Here is a 19771-nt window from a genome sequence, read left to right on the forward strand (position 1 = left end):
TCGCGTTTATCCTTATTTTTGCACTACGATATTTTCTTGTGATGGATCAACATGCTGCATTTGCAGCTTCTCCGTGGCGATCCGTTCCACCCGGCTATGGTCGCCGAGCGCATTCTCTTCAAGAATGAGGTTGCGCCATTCAATGTCTAAAGCGTCTCGCTCCAGCACCAGTTGTTCGCGCTGAGCGGTGAGCAAACGGGTATGGTGCGCCGTGGTCACCACAGTCACCGCCGTCAAAATAATGCAAATGAACAGGCAGAGCGGCAGCTTCCCAAACCGCAAAAGATCGTCACCGATAACGCCAGGCAAGGCATGGCGCTCGTGGCTTCCCATCGATCCTTTAACTTTGCTGAGGGCTTCTGTCACTCTGCTGATCATGCGTTCGTCCTCTCTGCAATACGCAGAACTGAACTACGGGCACGAGGGTTCTCTGCCACCTCTTCTTCGCCCGGCATCAACTTACCTAGTGCTCGCAACTGACGGCCACCCAGTTTTTTGAGCTGCTCTTCAGTCATCGGTAACCCTGCCGGAACTTGTGGACCGCGACTGTTTTCACGCATAAAGCGTTTCACAATACGATCTTCCAGCGAATGAAAACTGATGATCGAAAGCCGCCCGCCTGGGGCCAGCACGTTAAGCGAGCTTTTTAGCGCCTGCTCTATCTCCTCCAGTTCACTGTTCACCCAAATGCGCACCGCCTGGAAGGTACGGGTCGCGGGATGTTTGAATTTGTCTTTCACCGGCGTTGCCGCAGCAACGACTTCTGCCAGTTCTTTAGTGCGGGTCATCGGCTGTTCGCGGTTACGCTCGACAATGGCGCGTGCAATACGTTTAGCAAAACGCTCTTCGCCATAGGTTTTTAATACCCAGGCAATATCGGATTCTTCTGCGGTTTGTAGCCATTCGGCGGCAGACTGACCGCGCGTCGGGTCCATACGCATGTCCAACGGGCCATCGCGCATAAAGGAAAAACCGCGTTCAGCATCATCGAGTTGCGGTGAAGAGACGCCAAGATCGAGCAGAATGCCGTCGATCTTGCCGATAAGATCGCGCTCGGCGACATATTCGCCCAGCGCAGAGAAAGGTCCATGAATGATGGAGAAGCGCGGATCATTAATAGTCTTCGCGACGGCAATAGCCTGCGGGTCGCGATCGATTGCCAACAAGCGTCCCGTTTCGCCAAGTTGCGAAAGAATCAGACGTGAGTGACCACCGCGACCAAAAGTTCCATCAATGTAGATACCGTCAGGACGGATATTGAGGCCATTTACGGCTTCGTCCAGCAGTACCGTGGTATGTTTATAGTTTTCCATCATTTTATAGAGACAAGTCCTGCAGTCGCTCCGACAAGTTTTCGGTAACAGACTGTTCAGCGTCGATATCTTCCCTGACCTGTTGATGCCAGGTCGTTTCATCCCACAGTTCGAACTTATTGAACTGCCCGACCAGCATCACTTCTTTCGTCAGCCCGGCATGCTGCCGCAACACAGGCGCGATTAATAATCGACCTGCGCTATCCAGCTGACACTCACTGGCATGCCCTAACAGAAGGCGTTGAACACGACGTTCAACAGGGTTCATGCTCGAAAGACGCGATAATTTGTGCTCGATAATTTCCCATTCAGGAAGGGGGTAAAGCAGCAGGCACGGGTGATGAATGTCAATGGTACACACCATTTGACCGGCAGCGCTCCCGAGCAGTTCTTCCCGATAACGGGTAGGCACCGATAAGCGCCCTTTACTGTCGAGATTGACTAACGTTGCTCCCCGGAACATGCCAGTCTCCCCCCGATTACCACTTTATCCCACAAATTCCCACTAAAAGGAGTTTACGGAGCGGAGGAAAAGCTTGTCAAGCCAGGAACATTCCTTACCGAAGCAAAAAACCCAATGTTTACGGCTAATATCTGCATTGTTTAAAAATCGCCCAACAAACGAAGCAAATTAACGTCATGAATAGTTGTAAGAAAAAATCCCATTCATCATTACCGTTTTAAAAACGACTCGATTTTCCTTAATGGAAATATAAAGTGTCAGTTTGCGACGCGAGCGGCATTTTAGGACATATCTCCCCCGGATAACAGTCCCTGTTGCACGTGCGCCATGCCTGATGCCAGCGACTTTGGACAAAAGTTTAGAAAAGTGTTTGTTTAATCGGCAATTGCCGATTTGCTTGTAACAAAATAATGCAATTGCAATCTACCGTTACGAGTTAATTATCATTCAGCGCAGCGAATGGAGTTAATTGGCAGGATATTCAGGAGGGCTTATGGATAATTGTCCAGAATAGTCTTATTTACATTATGGATATCGATGTCCAATTACGTACTCAATGCGCCAGAGGTAAAATCCACTGGCGCATCTTTTCGTAATGTTTATCTACGGCTTAGTACACCACGACGATAGAGATTACGTTTAATGCGTGTTAAGCCTGGTTTTGGTTTGCGCGGCTCATCCAGACTGGCGAGCACAATCTCCAGTACGCGTTCCGCAACGTCGCGATGACGCTGGGCTACCGCCAGTACCGGACACTGTAAGAAGTCGAGCAATTCGTTGTCACCAAAGGTCGCAATTGCCAAATCAGAAGGCAGTTTGCCATCGCGGCGCAGCGTGACATCCATAACGCCTTGCAACAACGCAAATGAGGTGGTGAACAGCGCCTGCGGCATCGGATGCGTTTCCAGCCATTTTTCGAATAACTGGGCAGCGGTTTCCCGCTCATAACTGTTGGCATAAAGGAAATGCACTTCGCGTGGATCATCTTTCCAGGCGGTACGGAAACCCTGCTCGCGCAGGAAGCTGACAGAAAGCTCCGGCAACGCGCCAAGATAAAGCACCGTCTCAGCAGGAAACTTACGTAACTCTTCGGCCAGCATTTCTGCATCATCCTGGTCGGCACCCACAACGCTGGTGAAGTGTTCACGATCGAGGGCGCGGTCCAGCGCGACAATCGGGAACGGGTCGTTAGCCCAGCGTTGATAAAAAGGATGCTCCGGCGGCAGCGACGTCGAAACAATGATGGCATCGACCTGGCGCTGCAAAAGATGCTCAATACAGCGCATTTCGTTGTCTGGCTGATCTTCGGAACAAGCAATCAGTAGTTGATAACCCCGTTGCCGCGCCTGACGTTCAAGATAATTAGCGATACGGGTGTAACTTGTGTTCTCCAGATCGGGGATCACAAGACCAATCGAACGTGTGCGTCCAGCACGAAGCCCAGCAGCCACGGCATTTGGGTGGTAATTGTGCTCACGCACCACTGCCATGACTTTTTCAACGGTTTTGTCGCTCACACGGTATTGCTTCGCTTTGCCGTTAATAACATAGCTTGCAGTGGTCCGCGACACTCCCGCCAGCCGAGCGATTTCATCCAGTTTCACAATTGCCCCTTGAGTAAAATGTAAAAACCATACCCATTGTACTGGCATGGGTTAAATTCATTAACATCTAAGCGCAGAAAATTAACTGCGGCAACTGCTTTTATTCCAGGTTCCCACTGAATTCGCAAAAAAAGCCCAACGTGACATGTTGGGCTGTAAATTGCGCATTGAGATCATTCTCAACGCATTATTTTATCGCCGCGCGAAAGTCCTACTACGCCGGAACGAGCGACCTCCACAATTTTCGCCACATCGCGAATCGATGCTAAAAATGCATCAAGCTTATCGCTGGTTCCCGCCAATTGAACGGTATAAAGCGATGGCGTGACATCAATGATTTGCCCACGGAATATTTCCGTATTTCGCTTCACTTCGTCACGTCCGTAGCCACTGGCCTGAATTTTCACCAGCATGATTTCCCGCTCAACATGCGCCCCCTGCCCCAGTTCGCTAACACGCAGCACATCGACCAGCTTGTGTAATTGCTTTTCAATCTGCTCCAACACTTTTTCATCGCCCACGGTCTGGATAGTCATACGCGATAATGTCGGATCGTCGGTTGGCGCAACGGTCAGGCTTTCAATGTTATAGCCCCGTTGGGAAAAGAGGCCGATCACGCGGGATAACGCGCCTGATTCATTTTCGAGTAATACGGATAATATCCGGCGCATAATCAGGTTCTCTCCGTTTTGCTTAACCACATTTCATCCATTCCGCCGCCACGAATCTGCATCGGGTAGACGTGCTCGCTGCCATCAACAGTGACATCAACAAACACCAGGCGATTATTGCGGACCTGTTCCAGTGCCTCGCTAAGTTTGTTTTCCAGCTCTTGCGGATGAGAGATCTGGATCCCAACATGGCCATAGGCTTCCGCCAGACGAACGAAATCCGGTAGCGACTGCATATAAGATTGTGAATGGCGGCCGGAATAGATCATGTCCTGCCACTGCTTCACCATCCCCAGATAGCGGTTATTGAGATTCACCACCAGCACCGGCAGTTCATATTGCAAAGCGGTAGACAGTTCCTGAATGTTCATCTGAATGCTGCCGTCGCCAGTGACACAGACCACGATTTCTTCTGGCAATGCCATTTTGACACCCAGCGCCGCAGGCAAACCAAAGCCCATAGTGCCGAGGCCACCGGAATTGATCCAGCGGCGCGGTTTATCGAAAGGATAATAAAGCGCGGCGAACATCTGGTGCTGCCCGACGTCGGACGTGACATATGCATCACCTTTCGTTAGCCGCCAGAGTGTCTCGATCACCGCTTGCGGTTTAATCTTTTCGCTCTGAGTGTCGTATTTAAGGCACTGGCGAGCGCGCCACTGTTCAATCTGTTGCCACCAGTCACGAATTTCATCCAACGGTTGGTGAGCCGTTTCTTGTGCCAGCAACTCCAGCATTTGATCCAGCACCAACCGCGCGTCACCAACGATCGGAATGTCGGCGGTAACGGTTTTTGAGATCGACGTAGGATCGATATCAATATGTAAAACCGTTGCATTCGGGCAGTACTTGGCCAGATTGTTAGTGGTGCGATCGTCAAAGCGCACGCCGACCGCAAAAATAACATCGGCATTATGCATGGTCATATTGGCTTCGTAGGTGCCGTGCATTCCCAGCATCCCCAGCGCCTGACGATGCGTTGCCGGAAACGCCCCCAGCCCCATTAATGAAGAGACAACGGGAAGATTAAGCTGCTCAATAATCTGTTTGAGTTGTTGATGGCAACTCGCAGTCACGGCGCCGCCGCCAACGTAAACTACCGGTTTTTTCGCTGCCGCCAGTGTCTGCAATGCGCGTTTAATCTGCCCCTTATGACCCAGTGTGGTCGGGTTATAAGAGCGCATACTGACCGACTCCGGCCAGACGTAGGGTAATTTGTTCGCCGGATTAAGAATATCTTTCGGTAAATCAACCACCACTGGCCCAGGACGACCACTTGCCGCCAGCCAGAATGCTTTTTTCAGCACCTGAGGAATATCTTCCGTTTGCTTAACCAGGAAACTGTGTTTTACCACCGGGCGGGAAATTCCCACCATGTCGCACTCCTGAAAAGCATCGTAGCCTATCAGCGAGGTCGCTACCTGACCAGAAAGGACAACCAAGGGAATGGAGTCCATATAAGCAGTAGCGATACCGGTAATCGCGTTAGTCGCCCCAGGACCCGACGTCACCAGCACGACCCCCACTTCCCCGGTTGCACGTGCCAGGCCATCGGCCATATGCACAGCCGCTTGCTCATGACGAACTAATACGTGATCGATACCCCCCACGGTATGCAATGCATCGTAAATATCAAGGACCGCGCCTCCGGGATAACCGAATACTTGTTTAACGCCCTGATCGATAAGCGATCGGACGACCATCTCGGCTCCAGACAACATCTCCATGGCCTGCCTCACTGTTTGGCGGAAAAAATGTGTAAAACACATTAACCGTCCGATCTTGCTTAAGCAATTGGCAGACAGAGTCACAAACGTGAAGAAATAAGAATAAACAGGAGGAAAGGAGAAAAGAAACGATAAAATACTCCAGAATGAAGGCGTAAATTGATAATAAATTGGCTAGATTCGGCTACTTACAGCAATTTCTCTATTTTTTAATTTTTCATGAAATCTGGCGCACATGCATTTAGAACAAAATTCTACATTTAATAAAAAAAGCAGAATAAACCAGAAAGGAATGCCTGATTTATTCTGCTTTTGTTTAGCGTTTACATATAGAGACTAATTGCTCTTCCATCCACTGATGGCCTTTATCGCGCCCGGCAGCCTCATGCCAGGAGAGATAACAGGTTCTGCTATTCTGTTTTAACGGCAGCGGTAATATCTGTAATTCTAAAGATTCGGCGAACTCTTCAGCCAGCCAACGAGGCGCAATAGCGACCAGGTGAGTTTGCGACACCACGCTAAGGACGCTCATCATTGCCATGCCCTGATAAGCAATACTGGCTTGCTTATCTACTGTGTCGTACCACGGTTGACTAAATGAGGCGAAACGATCGAGTGAAACCGCCGCATGTTGTTCGTTATAAACATCATGTTTCAGTAATGGACCTTTAATATGCGGATGGTTCTTACTGGCTACCAGCACCATTTCATCTTTAAATAACGGCACACTGGTAAATTCAGGGCGGTGGAAATCTTCATAACTTATAACGAACTCCGTTTCCTGATAGCGCAACTGATGTTCAGTGTTCTGATTTAATGAAGACTTGAACATAACATGTATATTTGGCGCAATCTGCTCAATGTGATTATAAATCTGCGAGGTCAGAATGCTGTCTAACGGGCTGCAAACACAGAGATGGAATACCCGCTCGCTACTGGCAGGCTCAAAACCTGAACCCGGTAATTCGTTTTGCACTAATTGCAGCGCCTGGCGCACAGAACCAAAAAGTTGAAATGCGCGGGCAGTCGGTTGGATACCACGACCATAACGAACAAACAACTCGTCATTAAACATCACTTTCAGGCGTGCAACAGCGTTACTGACCGCAGGTTGCGACATTCCCAGAACATGAGCGGCACGAGTAATATTCTGCTCCTGCATCACGGCATCGAAAACAGTTAATAAGTTTAGATCGACCATGCGCAGCTGTGGCTTACTAAAATCTGCTGGTTCTGGATGATCTGTTTTTACCTCTGGCATACTTAACTCCACTGTCACACTTAACTCCCTTTTCCTTACCGGAATGCAGAAAAAAAATAATCCTGAAAAATATGATTTACCATACATATAAAATAAGAAAAAGGAAAATGAGTAAAATTAGGAAAACATAAAGATAAGAGTTCTGTTTAAAACAAAACCCACCGCCGCGCAGAGAGTCATCCACCACAGCATGATTATCTATAATGTTTTTGTCACACAAACAATATAATCATAATCACCATGAATGCTCAATCATCCATGATATGTATAAAATCGCCACTTTAATTAAAAATTTATATATTAATCACCCATATCTTTCTTATTAACTTATCAATAATATAAGCCTCATCAATAATTAAACATTCATCAAATAAATAATTGCAGAAAAATCATCAGGATGGGTTAGGTAATTGATACTATCTATATGCATATCACTTATTGATTAAATGCAATAAATTATGCTGAATTATGTCAATTAATGAAAAGTGTGATCTGGCTGACAGAAATTAATATTGTTGGTTTATGTATACACAGCACAATTAGCTAATTTGATACATGCAAAATTACCGCTGAAAAGCCGCTTTTCTTACTACAGGGTTGACATCCGTTTTTGTATCCAGTAACTCTAAAAGCATATCGCATTCATCTGGAGCTGATTTAATGACTCACATCGTTCGCTTTATCGGTCTACTACTACTAAACGCATCTTCTTTGCGCGGTAGACGAGTGAGCGGCATCCAGCATTAAGCCAGCACGCAGTCAAAAAAAACCCGCGCCATTGCGCGGGTTTTTTTATGCCCGAAGCGAGGCGCTCTAAAAGAGACAAGGACCTAAACCATGAGCCAGCAAGTTATTATTTTCGATACCACATTACGCGACGGTGAACAGGCGTTACAGGCAAGTCTGAGTGCGAAAGAAAAACTGCAAATTGCGCTGGCCCTTGAGCGTATGGGTGTTGACGTAATGGAAGTTGGTTTCCCCGTCTCTTCGCCGGGCGATTTTGAATCGGTGCAAACCATCGCCCGCCAGGTCAAAAATAGCCGCGTATGTGCGTTAGCTCGCTGCGTGGAAAAAGATATCGATGTGGCGGCTGAATCTCTGAAAGTCGCCGAAGCCTTCCGTATTCATACCTTTATTGCTACCTCCCCAATGCACATCGCCACCAAGCTGCGCAGCACGCTGGATGAAGTGATCGAACGCGCTATCTATATGGTGAAGCGCGCCCGTAATTACACCGATGACGTTGAATTTTCTTGCGAAGATGCCGGGCGTACCCCGATTGCCGATCTGGCGCGAGTGGTCGAAGCGGCGATTAACGCCGGTGCCACCACCATCAACATTCCGGACACCGTGGGCTACACCATGCCGTTTGAGTTCGCCGGAATCATCAGCGGCCTGTATGAACGCGTGCCTAACATCGACAAAGCCATTATTTCCGTACACACCCACGACGATTTAGGCCTGGCAGTAGGTAACTCACTGGCGGCGGTACATGCCGGAGCGCGGCAGGTAGAAGGCGCAATGAACGGGATCGGCGAACGCGCCGGTAACTGTTCGCTGGAAGAAGTGATCATGGCGATCAAAGTTCGTAAGGATATCCTCAACGTCCACACCGCCATTAATCACCAGGAGATATGGCGCACCAGCCAGTTAGTTAGCCAGATTTGTAATATGCCGATCCCGGCAAACAAAGCCATTGTTGGTAGCGGCGCATTCGCACACTCCTCCGGTATCCACCAGGATGGCGTGCTGAAAAACCGCGAAAACTACGAAATCATGACACCAGAATCTATTGGTCTGAACCAAATCCAGCTGAATCTGACCTCTCGTTCAGGCCGTGCGGCAGTGAAACACCGCATGGATGAGATGGGATATAAAGAAAGTGAATATAATTTAGACAATCTGTACGACGCCTTCCTGAAGCTGGCAGATAAAAAAGGTCAGGTGTTTGATTATGACCTGGAAGCGCTGGCCTTTATCGGTAAGCAGCAAGAAGAGCCGGAGCATTTCCGTCTGGATTACTTCAGCGTGCAGTCTGGTTCTAACGATATCGCCACTGCCGCCGTCAAACTGGTCTGTGGCGAAGAAGTCAAAGCGGAAGCCGCCAACGGTAACGGTCCGGTCGATGCCGTCTATCAGGCCATTAACCGTATCACTGACTATAACGTCGAACTGGTGAAATACAGCCTGACCGCCAAAGGCCACGGTAAAGATGCGCTGGGTCAGGTGGATATCGTCGCCAACTACAACGGTCGCCGCTTCCACGGCGTCGGCCTGGCCACCGATATTGTCGAGTCCTCCGCCAAAGCCATGGTGCACGTACTGAACAATATCTGGCGCGCCGCAGAAGTCGAAAAAGAGTTGCAACGCAAAGCTCAACACAACGAAAACAACAAGGAAACCGTGTGATGTCGAAGAATTACCATATTGCCGTTTTGCCCGGAGATGGGATCGGGCCGGAAGTGATGACCCAGGCGCTGAAAGTGCTGGATGCCGTGCGCAACCGCTTTGCGATGCGCATCACCACCAGCCATTACGATGTAGGCGGCGCAGCCATTGATAACCACGGACAGCCGCTGCCACCTGCGACGGTTGAAGGTTGCGAGCAAGCCGATGCCGTGCTGTTTGGCTCGGTAGGCGGCCCGAAGTGGGAACATTTACCACCAAACCAGCAACCAGAACGCGGCGCGCTGTTGCCTTTGCGTAAGCACTTCAAATTATTCAGCAATCTGCGTCCGGCAAAACTGTATCAGGGGCTGGAAGCATTCTGTCCACTGCGTGCTGACATTGCCGCTAACGGCTTCGACATCCTGTGCGTGCGCGAACTGACCGGCGGCATCTATTTTGGTCAGCCAAAAGGCCGCGAAGGTAGCGGACAATATGAAAAAGCGTTTGATACCGAGGTGTATCACCGTTTTGAGATCGAACGCATCGCCCGTATCGCGTTTGAATCTGCCCGCAAGCGTCGTCGCAAAGTCACCTCAATCGACAAAGCCAATGTGCTGCAATCCTCTATTTTATGGCGGGAAATTGTTAATGAGATCGCCATTGAATATCCGGATGTCGAACTGGCGCATATGTACATCGACAACGCCACCATGCAGCTGATTAAAGATCCATCACAGTTTGACGTTCTGCTGTGCTCCAACCTGTTTGGCGACATTCTGTCTGATGAGTGTGCGATGATCACTGGCTCGATGGGGATGTTGCCTTCCGCTAGCCTGAACGAGCAAGGTTTTGGTCTGTATGAACCGGCGGGCGGCTCGGCACCAGATATCGCAGGCAAAAACATCGCCAACCCGATTGCGCAAATTCTGTCGCTGGCGCTGCTGCTGCGCTACAGCCTGGATGCCGATGATGCGGCTTGCGCCATTGAACGCGCCATTAACCGCGCATTAGAAGAAGGCATTCGCACCGGGGATTTAGCCCGTGGCGCTGCCGCCGTTAGTACCGATGAAATGGGCGATATCATTGCCCGCTATGTGGCAGAAGGGGTGTAATCATGGCTAAGACGTTATACGAAAAATTGTTCGACGCTCACGTAGTGTACGAAGCCGAAAACGAAACCCCGCTGTTATATATCGACCGCCACCTGGTGCATGAAGTGACCTCACCGCAGGCGTTCGATGGCCTGCGCGCCCATGGTCGCCCGGTGCGTCAGCCGGGGAAAACCTTCGCCACCATGGATCACAACGTCTCCACCCAGACCAAAGACATTAATGCCTGCGGTGAAATGGCGCGGATCCAGATGCAGGAGCTGATCAAAAACTGCAAAGAATTTGGCGTCGAGCTGTATGACCTGAATCACCCGTATCAGGGGATCGTCCACGTGATGGGGCCGGAACAGGGCGTCACCTTACCAGGGATGACCATTGTCTGCGGCGACTCGCATACCGCCACCCACGGCGCTTTTGGCGCACTGGCGTTTGGTATCGGTACTTCTGAAGTTGAACACGTGCTGGCAACGCAAACCCTGAAACAGGGCCGCGCGAAGACCATGAAAATTGAAGTCCAGGGCAAAGCCGCGCCGGGCATTACCGCGAAAGATATCGTGCTGGCAATTATCGGTAAAACCGGCAGCGCTGGCGGCACCGGGCATGTGGTGGAGTTTTGCGGCGAAGCAATCCGTGATTTAAGCATGGAAGGTCGTATGACCCTGTGCAATATGGCAATCGAAATGGGCGCGAAAGCCGGTCTGGTTGCACCTGACGAAACCACCTTTAACTATGTCAAAGGCCGTCTGCATGCGCCGAAAGGCAAAGATTTTGACGATGCCGTCGCCTACTGGAAGACCCTGCAAACCGACGAAGGTGCAACTTTCGATACAGTTGTGACTCTGCAAGCAGAAGAGATCGCCCCGCAGGTCACCTGGGGAACTAACCCCGGTCAGGTGATCTCCGTGAATGACAATATTCCCGATCCGGCTTCGTTTACCGATCCGGTTGAGCGCGCGTCGGCAGAAAAAGCGTTGGCCTATATGGGGCTGAAACCGGGTATTCCATTGACCGAAGTCGCTATCGATAAAGTGTTTATCGGTTCTTGTACCAACTCACGTATTGAAGATTTACGCGCGGCGGCGGAAATCGCCAAAGGACGAAAAGTCGCGCCAGGTGTACAGGCACTGGTGGTTCCCGGCTCTGGCCCGGTAAAAGCTCAGGCGGAAGCGGAAGGTCTGGACAAAATCTTTATTGAAGCCGGTTTTGAATGGCGCTTGCCTGGTTGCTCAATGTGTCTGGCGATGAATAACGACCGTCTGAATCCGGGCGAACGTTGTGCCTCCACCAGCAACCGTAACTTTGAAGGCCGCCAGGGGCGCGGCGGGCGCACGCATCTGGTCAGCCCGGCAATGGCTGCCGCCGCTGCTGTGACCGGACATTTCGCCGACATTCGCAACATTAAATAAGGAGCAGACCATGGCAGAGAAATTTATCAAACATACAGGCCTGGTGGTTCCGCTGGATGCCGCCAATGTCGATACCGATGCGATTATCCCGAAACAGTTTTTGCAGAAAGTGACGCGTACAGGTTTTGGCGCGCATCTGTTTAACGACTGGCGTTTTCTGGATGAAAAAGGCCAACAGCCAAACCCGGACTTCGTGCTGAACTTCCCGCAGTATCAGGGCGCTTCCATTTTGCTGGCGCGGGAAAACTTCGGCTGCGGCTCCTCGCGTGAGCACGCGCCGTGGGCATTGACCGATTACGGTTTTAAAGTGGTGATTGCGCCGAGTTTCGCTGACATCTTCTACGGCAACAGCTTCAACAACCAGCTGCTGCCGGTGAAATTAAATGATGACGAAGTGGATGAGCTGTTTGCGCTGGTGAAAGCCAATCCGGGGATTCATTTCGACGTGGACCTGGAAGCGCAAGAGGTGAAAGCGGGTGAGAAAACCTATCGGTTTAGCATCGATGCCTTCCGCCGCCACTGCATGATGAATGGGCTGGACAGCATCGGTCTGACGCTGCAGCACGACGACGCTATTGCCACTTATGAAGAGAAGCAACCAGCATTTATGCGTTAGTTTGTACGCCGTCCGGCACTCAATCGCCAAAAAGAAAAAAGCCAGCAGATAATCACTGCTGGCGTGGCGATTAACACCAATACTCAGTCACACATGATGTCCGCAAATCAGTATTCAGAATCACTCCCCTCCCACTGCATCAGCTCTTCAAGCATGGTTAATCGTTGTGGAACGCTTAACCAACGCAGCCAGCACAACGTCGCTGTCGCGGTAAAGTAGTGCTGATAAAACTGACGCATGGGACACCTCCTTGCTTCATCGTTAAGAATTATTGACTTAATATAGGGAAAATAAAATTGCTGACTTTTGCGCAGGAGTTCCCCTTTTATGCCATCAGCTCGTCTGCAACAACAATTCATCCGCCTGTGGCAATGCTGCGAGGGTAAATCGCAGGACACGACGCTCAACGAACTGGCGGAGTTATTGAGCTGCTCCCGTCGTCATATGCGCACCCTGCTCAACACCATGCAGGATCGCGGCTGGTTAACATGGGAAGCGGAAGTCGGGCGCGGTAAACGCTCGCGTCTGACATTCCTCTACACCGGGCTGGCGCTTCAGCAACAGCGGGCAGAAGATTTGCTTGAACAGGATCATATCGACCAACTGGTGCAGCTGGTTGGCGACAAAACGGCTGTGCGGCAAATGCTGATTTCCCATCTGGGCCGCAGCTTCCGCCAAGGGCGGCACATCCTGCGCGTGCTCTACTATCGCCCGTTGCGTAATCTGCTGCCTGGCAGCGCATTACGCCGTTCCGAAACGCATATCGCCCGGCAAATCTTCAGCGCGTTAACCCGCATAAATGAGGAAAATGGGGAACTGGAGGCGGACATCGCCCACCACTGGCAGCAAATTTCCCCACTCCACTGGCGCTTTTTTTTGCGCCCCGGGGTCCATTTTCATCATGGTCGTGAACTGGAAATAGACGATGTGATCGCCTCGTTGAAGCGGATCAATACGCTGCCGCTCTATTCCCACATCGCTGAAATTGTGTCGCCGACGCCCTGGACGCTGGATATTCATCTCACTCAGCCAGATCGCTGGTTGCCGTTACTGCTGGCGCAAGTTCCGGCGATGATCCTGCCGCGTGAATGGGAAACCCTCAGCAATTTTGCCAGCCACCCTATCGGTACCGGTCCGTATGCGGTAATGCGTAACAGCACTAACCAACTGAAAATTCAGGCATTCGATGATTTCTTCGGTTATCGGGCATTAATCGACGAAGTTAACGTCTGGGTCTTGCCGGAAATTGCCGATGACCCCGCAGGAGGCCTGATGCTGAAAGGGCCGCAGGGCGAGGAAAAAGAGATTGAAAGTCGCCTTGAAGAAGGTTGCTACTATCTACTGTTCGACAGTCGCACCCATCGCGGAGCGAATCAGCAAGTCAGAGACTGGATAAGCTATGTGCTTTCGCCGACCAATCTGGTTTATTTCGCCGAGGAACAGTACCAGCAACTGTGGTTTCCGGCCTATGGGCTGCTCCCCCGCTGGCACCACGCCCGCCCAACACATTGCGAAAAACCTGCCGGACTGGAACATCTCACCCTGACCTTTTATCAGGATCACATTGAACATCGGGTGATTGCCAGGATCATGCAGCAGATTCTGGCAAGTCACCAGGTCACCCTGGAAATCAAAGAGATCAGCTACGATCAGTGGCACGAAGGTGAGATCGAAAGCGACATCTGGCTTAACAGCGCCAACTTTACGCTGCCGCTGGATTTTTCGCTGTTTGCGCATTTGTACGAAGTACCGCTGCTACAACACTGTATTCCTCTCGACTGGCAAGCCGACGCCACGCGCTGGCGCAACGGCGAGATGAACCTGGCGAACTGGTGCCAGCGGTTAGTAGCCAGCAAAGCGATGGTGCCGCTGATCCACCACTGGCTGATTATTCAGGGGCAACGCAGTATGCGCGGCCTGCGCATGAACACCCTCGGCTGGTTCGATTTTAAATCAGCGTGGTTTGCGCCACCGGATCCATGATTGCTGGTTGATAACAAAATCACTACACTAACGCCGTTCTCAACGGGGTGCCACGCAGACGCGTGCGCTGAGAAAATACCCGTCGAACCTGATCCGGATAACGCCGGCGAAGGGATTTGAGGCTCCTTCTCAAGTCCTTTGCCACTCTTTTTTGAGGTGCAAAGTGTTAAAAAAATATCTGCCCCTGCTGTTGCTGTGCACAGCGCCCGTTTTCGCTAAACCCGTTCTGACCGTCTACACCTACGACTCCTTCGCCGCCGACTGGGGTCCAGGTCCGGTGGTTAAAAAAGCCTTTGAAGCCGACTGTAATTGCGAACTGAAAATGGTGGCGCTGGAAGATGGCGTTTCGCTTCTCAACCGTCTGCGGATGGAAGGCAAAAACAGCAAAGCCGATGTGGTGCTGGGGCTGGATAACAATCTGTTAGACGCCGCCAGTAAAACCGGACTATTTGCCAAAAGCGGCGTGGCAGCGGATGCCGTTAACGTTCCCGGCGGCTGGAATAATGACACTTTCGTACCGTTTGATTACGGCTATTTCGCCTTCGTCTATGACAAGAACAAACTGAAAAATCCGCCGCAAAGCCTGAAAGAGCTGGTTGAAAGCGATCAAAACTGGCGGGTGATTTATCAGGATCCGCGCACCAGCACGCCGGGACTGGGTCTGCTGTTGTGGATGCAAAAAGTCTATGGCGATGACGCCCCACAAGCCTGGCAGAAACTGGCGAAGAAAACGGTCACGGTCACCAAAGGCTGGAGCGAAGCCTACGGCCTGTTTTTAAAAGGTGAAAGCGATCTGGTACTGAGTTACACCACCTCTCCGGCTTATCACATTCTCGAAGAGAAGAAAGATAACTACGCCACCGCGAACTTCAGCGAAGGTCACTATTTGCAAGTGGAAGTCGCCGCCCGCACCGCTGCCAGCAAGCAGCCAGAGCTGGCGCAAAAATTCCTCCAGTTTATGGTTTCTCCGGCTTTCCAGAATGCGATCCCAACCGGCAACTGGATGTATCCGGTGGCAAATGTCTCGCTGCCTGCCGGGTTTGAACAATTGACCAAACCGGCAACCACGCTGGAGTTCACGCCAGCCGAAGTGGCGGCACAACGTCAGGCATGGATTAGCGAATGGCAACGCGCCGTCAGCCGTTAATTCCCGGCTGGTTAATTCCAGGTGTAAGCGCCGCTACGCTTGTGGTGGCGGTTGCGCTGGCGGCGTTTCTCGCCCTGTGGTGGAACGCGCCGCAGGGTGACTGGGTGGCAATCTGGCAGGACAGCTACCTGTGGCATGTGGTGCGCTTCTCCTTCTGGCAGGCGTTTCTCTCGGCGCTACTCTCTGTCGTACCCGCGATATTCCTCGCCCGCGCGCTCTATCGCAGGCGCTTTCCGGGTCGGCTGGCGCTGTTGCGTCTGTGCGCAATGACCTTGATCCTCCCGGTGCTGGTTGCTGTTTTCGGCATTCTTAGCGTCTATGGTCGCCAGGGCTGGCTGGCAGCACTCAGCCAATCGCTTGGTCTGGAGTGGACCTTTTCGCCCTACGGCCTGCAAGGTATTTTGCTGGCGCATGTATTTTTTAATCTGCCGATGGCGAGCCGCTTATTACTCCAGGCGCTGGAAAACATTCCCGGCGAACAACGTCAGCTTGCCGCCCAGCTTGGGATGCGCGGCTGGCATTTTTTCCGCTTCATCGAATGGCCGTGGTTACGGCGACAAATCCCGCCAGTTACTGCGCTTATCTTTATGCTCTGTTTCGCCAGCTTCGCCACCGTGCTATCGCTGGGCGGCGGTCCGCAGGCGACCACTATCGAGCTGGCTATTTATCAGGCGCTGAGTTACGACTACGATCCTGCCCGCGCGGCGATGCTGGCGCTGATCCAGATGGTGTGTTGCCTTGGGCTGGTGCTGCTGAGTCAGCGATTGAGTAAGGCCATTGCGCCCGGCACCACGCTGCTGCAAGGCTGGCGCGACCCGGACGATCGTCTGCATAGCCGCATTTGCGACACGGTGTTAATTGTGCTGGCGCTGCTGCTGTTGCTGCCACCGTTACTGGCGGTGCTCGTCGATGGGATAAATCGCCAGTTGCCGGAAGTGCTGGCGCAGCCGGTGCTGTGGCAGGCGCTGTGGACCTCGTTGCGTATTGCGCTGGCGGCAGGCGTATTATGCGTAGTGCTGACCATGATGCTGCTATGGAGCAGTCGCGAACTGCGGGCGCGGCAAAAAATGCTGGCCGGTCAGGCGCTGGAGATGAGCGGCATGTTGATCCTCGCCATGCCGGGGATTGTGCTGGCTACGGGCTTCTTTTTACTGCTCAACAACACTATCGGCCTGCCGCAATCTGCTGACGGCATTGTGATTTTCACCAATGCGTTAATGGCGATCCCTTATGCGCTGAAGGTGCTGGAAAACCCGATGCGCGATATCACCGCGCGTTACAGTATGTTGTGTCAGTCGCTGGGCATTGAAGGCTGGTCACGCTTAAAAGTGGTGGAGCTGCGCGCCCTGAAACGCCCACTGGCGCAGGCACTGGCCTTTGCTTGTGTGCTATCGATTGGTGATTTTGGCGTGGTGGCGTTGTTCGGTAACGATGATTTCCGCACCCTGCCGTTTTATCTCTACCAGCAAATTGGCTCCTATCGCAGCCAGGACGGCGCGGTCACCGCGTTAATTCTGCTGCTGCTCTGTTTTCTGCTGTTTACCGTGATTGAAAAAATACCGGGGCGAAATGTTAAAACTGACTGATATCACCTGGCTTTACCACCATTTGCCGATGCGTTTTAGCTTAACGGTGGAACGCGGCGAGCAGGTGGCGATCCTCGGGCCAAGCGGCGCGGGTAAAAGTACCCTACTGAATTTGATCGCCGGTTTTCTGACGCCAGCCAGCGGTTCGCTGACTATCGACGGCGTTGATCACACCACGACGCCGCCGTCACGCCGTCCGGTATCGATGCTGTTTCAGGAGAACAACCTGTTCAGTCACCTGACGGTCGCGCAGAACATCGGGCTGGGGCTTAATCCAGGACTGAAGCTGAACGCGGCACAGCAGGAGAAAATGCATGCTATCGCACGCCAGATGGGGATTGATAATTTAATGGCGCGGTTGCCAGGCGAGCTTTCCGGCGGTCAGCGGCAGCGCGTGGCTCTGGCGCGTTGCCTGGTGCGCGAACAGCCGATTTTATTGCTCGATGAACCGTTCTCTGCGCTCGATCCGGCGTTACGTCAGGAGATGTTGACGCTGGTCAGTACAAGCTGCCAGCAGCAAAAAATGACGTTATTGATGGTGTCGCACAGTGTGGAAGATGCGGCGCGGATAGCCACGCGCTCGGTGGTGGTCGCCGACGGGCGCATCGCCTGGCAGGGTATGACCGATGGGTTGTTGAGTGGTAAGGCGAGTGCTTCGGCGCTGTTGGGAATTACAGGTTAATATGCACTGTCGGATGCGGCGTGAACGCCTTATCCGACGTTTTGTCCGCATCAGGCGCCCCGCACAAGACTATCCTCTAAACCCCAACCACTTTACGCAATATATCGATATACACCGGCATCAACGGATGGCGAATTAACACCACCAGCGCCACCACGCCAACACCAGAAATTAGCGGCGCCAGCCACAGCAGATGACCACGCGACAAATAATGACTTAAACGATCGGTTACCTTGCCGCTGCGCCATAATCGCCAGCACAACCAGCCGCCAACCCACAAAAACACCGCCGTCGCCAGCAGCAACCATTTAAACTCGCCACTCTGCATTCCGGCAGGAATATCGATCGCCGCGCCCGCCAGAATCCCCGGCAGGAAGTAAAACGGAGGCCATAACAGGCAGCCGATAATATTTGGCGTGATAAATTTCGCCACAGGCAGATCCAGCATCCCCGCCACCATTGGCACTAGCGGGCGCGTCGGCCCGACAAAGCGTCCGACCAGAATGGTAAACATGCTGTGTTGATGCAGCGCATGCTCGGTTTTATCGAGTAACGCTTTGTTTTTCTTAAGAAATGACCAGCGATGCAGCGGCTTTTTAAACCGCCAGCCCAGCCAGAAGGAGATCCAGTCGCCCATCAGGCAGCCAACAATCCCCGCCAGCCAGGCGTGCCAGAAACTTAACTCGCCGCTACCTATCAGCGCCCCCAGCCCCGCCATCAGCACCGTACCGGGCAGAATCAAACCGACCAGCGCCAGTGACTCCAGAAAGGCCACCAACACCACCGCCATCAATGAATACACAGTGGATTGGGTAATAAAATGTTCCAGCAATGCTTGCATAATGTGCCTGTCAAATGGACGAAGCAGGGATTCTGCAAACCCAATGCTACTCCGTCAAGCCGTCAATCGTCTGATTCGTTACCAATTATGACAACCTGAGAGCTACATCATTCACTTTTTCTTCACAACCGGCACGAAACTCGCTCGGGCTGGCGCCTGTACATTTTTTAAATACCCGCGAGAAATAGAGCTGATCGTCAAAGCCAACATTGCGTCCGACAGTGGCGATAGGCATACGAGTCGTGCTCAATAGCAGCTTCGCCTGACTGATGCGTTGATCTTCGCGCCAGCTTAAGACACTAATCCCTAATTGCTGGCGGAACAGATGCGACAGACGCGACGGAGACAAGCAGACATGCTGTGCGACACTGGCGATATCAAAATTGCTGTCCGCAAGGTGATCGCTGATGTACTGACAAGCCTCGCGTACCCGATTATCCATTGGCGGATGTAGCGACTCATTAATGACTTCCATGCGCCGCAGTAACAATTGCTCAAGAAGATTTATCGCCAGCAACTCCGAATAGCGCCCTTCCACTTGTCCGGCATTGATAATTTGCCCGAACAAATCGCTGAAATGCGGCTGATGCGCTTCGTTCGGGCGAAAGAAACCGGTATTGGCAAATATCGACGGCCAGTTAAGCCATTCGTGCCAGTAAGCGCGGGGGCGAAAGTAAACCCACTGGTGATACCATTCGCGGGCCTCCGGATGACGACCGTAGTGATGAATTTCTCCCGGCGGGAATAGCAAAATATCGCCTGGTCGGCAGACAAATTCTCGCCCCTGGTTTTTCACTATGCCCTGTCCGCGAATGGTGAGATTGAGAATATAGCCTTTCATTCCCAGCGGTCGGTCGATAAAAAAATCGAGATAACCGTTGGCCTCAATCGGCGTTAAACCCGCCACCAGATGGGCGTTGAACGAGTAACCCGGCAGCAAGGGATCATTTTGCGCTTCAGCCATACTTTTCATA

General features: G+C 52.0%; 20 protein-coding genes and 1 riboswitch. Of the genes, 9 read left to right on the forward strand and 11 right to left on the reverse strand.

Translation table 11 applies throughout. The features are described from left to right. Positions 1-12 precede the first annotated feature (12 nt). The 8 genes from ftsL to leuO all read right to left on the reverse strand — a co-directional run bounded on the left by ftsL (position 13) and on the right by leuO (position 7039). Positions 13-378: a cell division protein FtsL gene (gene ftsL, locus FEK43_RS04530; protein ID WP_000625658.1), complete on the reverse strand. Its 366-nt coding sequence runs from the start codon at positions 376-378 to the stop codon at positions 13-15. After that, on the reverse strand, positions 375-1316 hold the full coding sequence (gene rsmH / locus FEK43_RS04535; RefSeq protein ID WP_130259630.1) for a 16S rRNA (cytosine(1402)-N(4))-methyltransferase RsmH: 942 nt from the start codon (positions 1314-1316) through the stop codon (positions 375-377). Before rsmH ends, ftsL begins: the two co-directional genes overlap by 4 nt. Position 1317: 1 nt before the next feature. Then, positions 1318-1776: a division/cell wall cluster transcriptional repressor MraZ gene (gene mraZ / locus FEK43_RS04540; RefSeq protein WP_064525207.1), complete on the reverse strand. Its 459-nt coding sequence runs from the start codon at positions 1774-1776 to the stop codon at positions 1318-1320. Positions 1777-2375: 599 nt separating this feature from the next. Next, on the reverse strand, positions 2376-3380 hold the full coding sequence (gene cra / locus FEK43_RS04545; protein WP_064525210.1) for a catabolite repressor/activator: 1005 nt from the start codon (positions 3378-3380) through the stop codon (positions 2376-2378). Positions 3381-3461: 81 nt separating this feature from the next. Further along, the gene (locus FEK43_RS04550) at positions 3462-3548 is read right to left on the reverse strand and encodes a hypothetical protein (RefSeq protein ID WP_032160836.1); all 87 of its coding nucleotides are present in this window, start codon (positions 3546-3548) and stop codon (positions 3462-3464) included. Between the two features lie 11 nt (positions 3549-3559). Continuing rightward, on the reverse strand, positions 3560-4051 hold the full coding sequence (gene ilvN, locus FEK43_RS04555) for an acetolactate synthase small subunit (RefSeq protein ID WP_001252744.1): 492 nt from the start codon (positions 4049-4051) through the stop codon (positions 3560-3562). Between the two features lie 2 nt (positions 4052-4053). Beyond that, on the reverse strand, positions 4054-5778 hold the full coding sequence (gene ilvI, locus FEK43_RS04560) for an acetolactate synthase 3 large subunit (RefSeq protein WP_135406051.1): 1725 nt from the start codon (positions 5776-5778) through the stop codon (positions 4054-4056). 316 nt (positions 5779-6094) lie between these two features. Beyond that, the gene (leuO, locus tag FEK43_RS04565; protein ID WP_130204908.1) at positions 6095-7039 is read right to left on the reverse strand and encodes a transcriptional regulator LeuO; all 945 of its coding nucleotides are present in this window, start codon (positions 7037-7039) and stop codon (positions 6095-6097) included. A 660-nt stretch (positions 7040-7699) separates the two neighbouring features. Here leuO and leuL point away from each other — a divergent pair. From leuL to leuD, 5 genes are all read left to right on the forward strand, one after another. After that, the gene (gene leuL / locus FEK43_RS04570) at positions 7700-7786 is read left to right on the forward strand and encodes a leu operon leader peptide (protein WP_001300467.1); all 87 of its coding nucleotides are present in this window, start codon (positions 7700-7702) and stop codon (positions 7784-7786) included. Positions 7787-7876: 90 nt separating this feature from the next. Beyond that, a complete protein-coding gene (gene leuA / locus FEK43_RS04575; protein WP_097291249.1) occupies positions 7877-9448 on the forward strand; it encodes a 2-isopropylmalate synthase in 1572 nt (523 codons plus the stop codon). Further along, on the forward strand, positions 9448-10539 hold the full coding sequence (gene leuB / locus FEK43_RS04580; protein ID WP_130259628.1) for a 3-isopropylmalate dehydrogenase: 1092 nt from the start codon (positions 9448-9450) through the stop codon (positions 10537-10539). The genes leuA and leuB overlap by 1 nt, the downstream gene beginning before the upstream one ends. Positions 10540-10541: 2 nt before the next feature. Beyond that, a complete protein-coding gene (gene leuC / locus FEK43_RS04585) occupies positions 10542-11942 on the forward strand; it encodes a 3-isopropylmalate dehydratase large subunit (RefSeq protein ID WP_131161252.1) in 1401 nt (466 codons plus the stop codon). A gap of 10 nt (positions 11943-11952) precedes the next feature. Beyond that, positions 11953-12558 carry a 3-isopropylmalate dehydratase small subunit gene (gene leuD, locus FEK43_RS04590; protein ID WP_130259626.1) on the forward strand — a complete coding sequence of 202 codons (606 nt, stop codon included), beginning with the start codon at positions 11953-11955 and terminating at the stop codon, positions 12556-12558. Positions 12559-12665: 107 nt separating this feature from the next. Here the strand turns inward: leuD and sgrT are convergent, their stop codons facing one another. Further along, positions 12666-12797: a glucose uptake inhibitor SgrT gene (sgrT, locus tag FEK43_RS04595; RefSeq protein WP_130204898.1), complete on the reverse strand. Its 132-nt coding sequence runs from the start codon at positions 12795-12797 to the stop codon at positions 12666-12668. 88 nt (positions 12798-12885) lie between these two features. Here sgrT and sgrR point away from each other — a divergent pair, with 88 nt between their 5' ends. The 4 genes from sgrR to thiQ all read left to right on the forward strand — a co-directional run bounded on the left by sgrR (position 12886) and on the right by thiQ (position 17956). Beyond that, entirely contained in the window at positions 12886-14541 is a 1656-nt protein-coding gene (sgrR, locus tag FEK43_RS04600) for a DNA-binding transcriptional regulator SgrR (protein ID WP_135406050.1), read from the forward strand. A gap of 33 nt (positions 14542-14574) precedes the next feature. Beyond that, a riboswitch (TPP riboswitch) is annotated at positions 14575-14674 on the forward strand. Between the two features lie 30 nt (positions 14675-14704). Continuing rightward, positions 14705-15688: a thiamine ABC transporter substrate binding subunit gene (thiB, locus tag FEK43_RS04605; protein WP_135406049.1), complete on the forward strand. Its 984-nt coding sequence runs from the start codon at positions 14705-14707 to the stop codon at positions 15686-15688. Then, entirely contained in the window at positions 15664-17274 is a 1611-nt protein-coding gene (thiP, locus tag FEK43_RS04610; RefSeq protein ID WP_135406048.1) for a thiamine/thiamine pyrophosphate ABC transporter permease ThiP, read from the forward strand. The genes thiB and thiP overlap by 25 nt, the downstream gene beginning before the upstream one ends. Beyond that, the gene (thiQ, locus tag FEK43_RS04615; RefSeq protein WP_135406047.1) at positions 17258-17956 is read left to right on the forward strand and encodes a thiamine ABC transporter ATP-binding protein ThiQ; all 699 of its coding nucleotides are present in this window, start codon (positions 17258-17260) and stop codon (positions 17954-17956) included. Before thiP ends, thiQ begins: the two co-directional genes overlap by 17 nt. A gap of 76 nt (positions 17957-18032) precedes the next feature. Here thiQ and FEK43_RS04620 read toward each other — a convergent pair whose 3' ends face one another. Continuing rightward, positions 18033-18797 carry a DedA family protein gene (locus FEK43_RS04620; RefSeq protein ID WP_130217442.1) on the reverse strand — a complete coding sequence of 255 codons (765 nt, stop codon included), beginning with the start codon at positions 18795-18797 and terminating at the stop codon, positions 18033-18035. 85 nt (positions 18798-18882) lie between these two features. Further along, a complete protein-coding gene (araC, locus tag FEK43_RS04625; RefSeq protein ID WP_130205064.1) occupies positions 18883-19761 on the reverse strand; it encodes an arabinose operon transcriptional regulator AraC in 879 nt (292 codons plus the stop codon). Positions 19762-19771 lie beyond the last annotated feature (10 nt).

The sequence above is a fragment of the Escherichia sp. E2562 genome (assembly GCF_005781075.1).
Classification (GTDB): domain Bacteria; phylum Pseudomonadota; class Gammaproteobacteria; order Enterobacterales; family Enterobacteriaceae; genus Escherichia.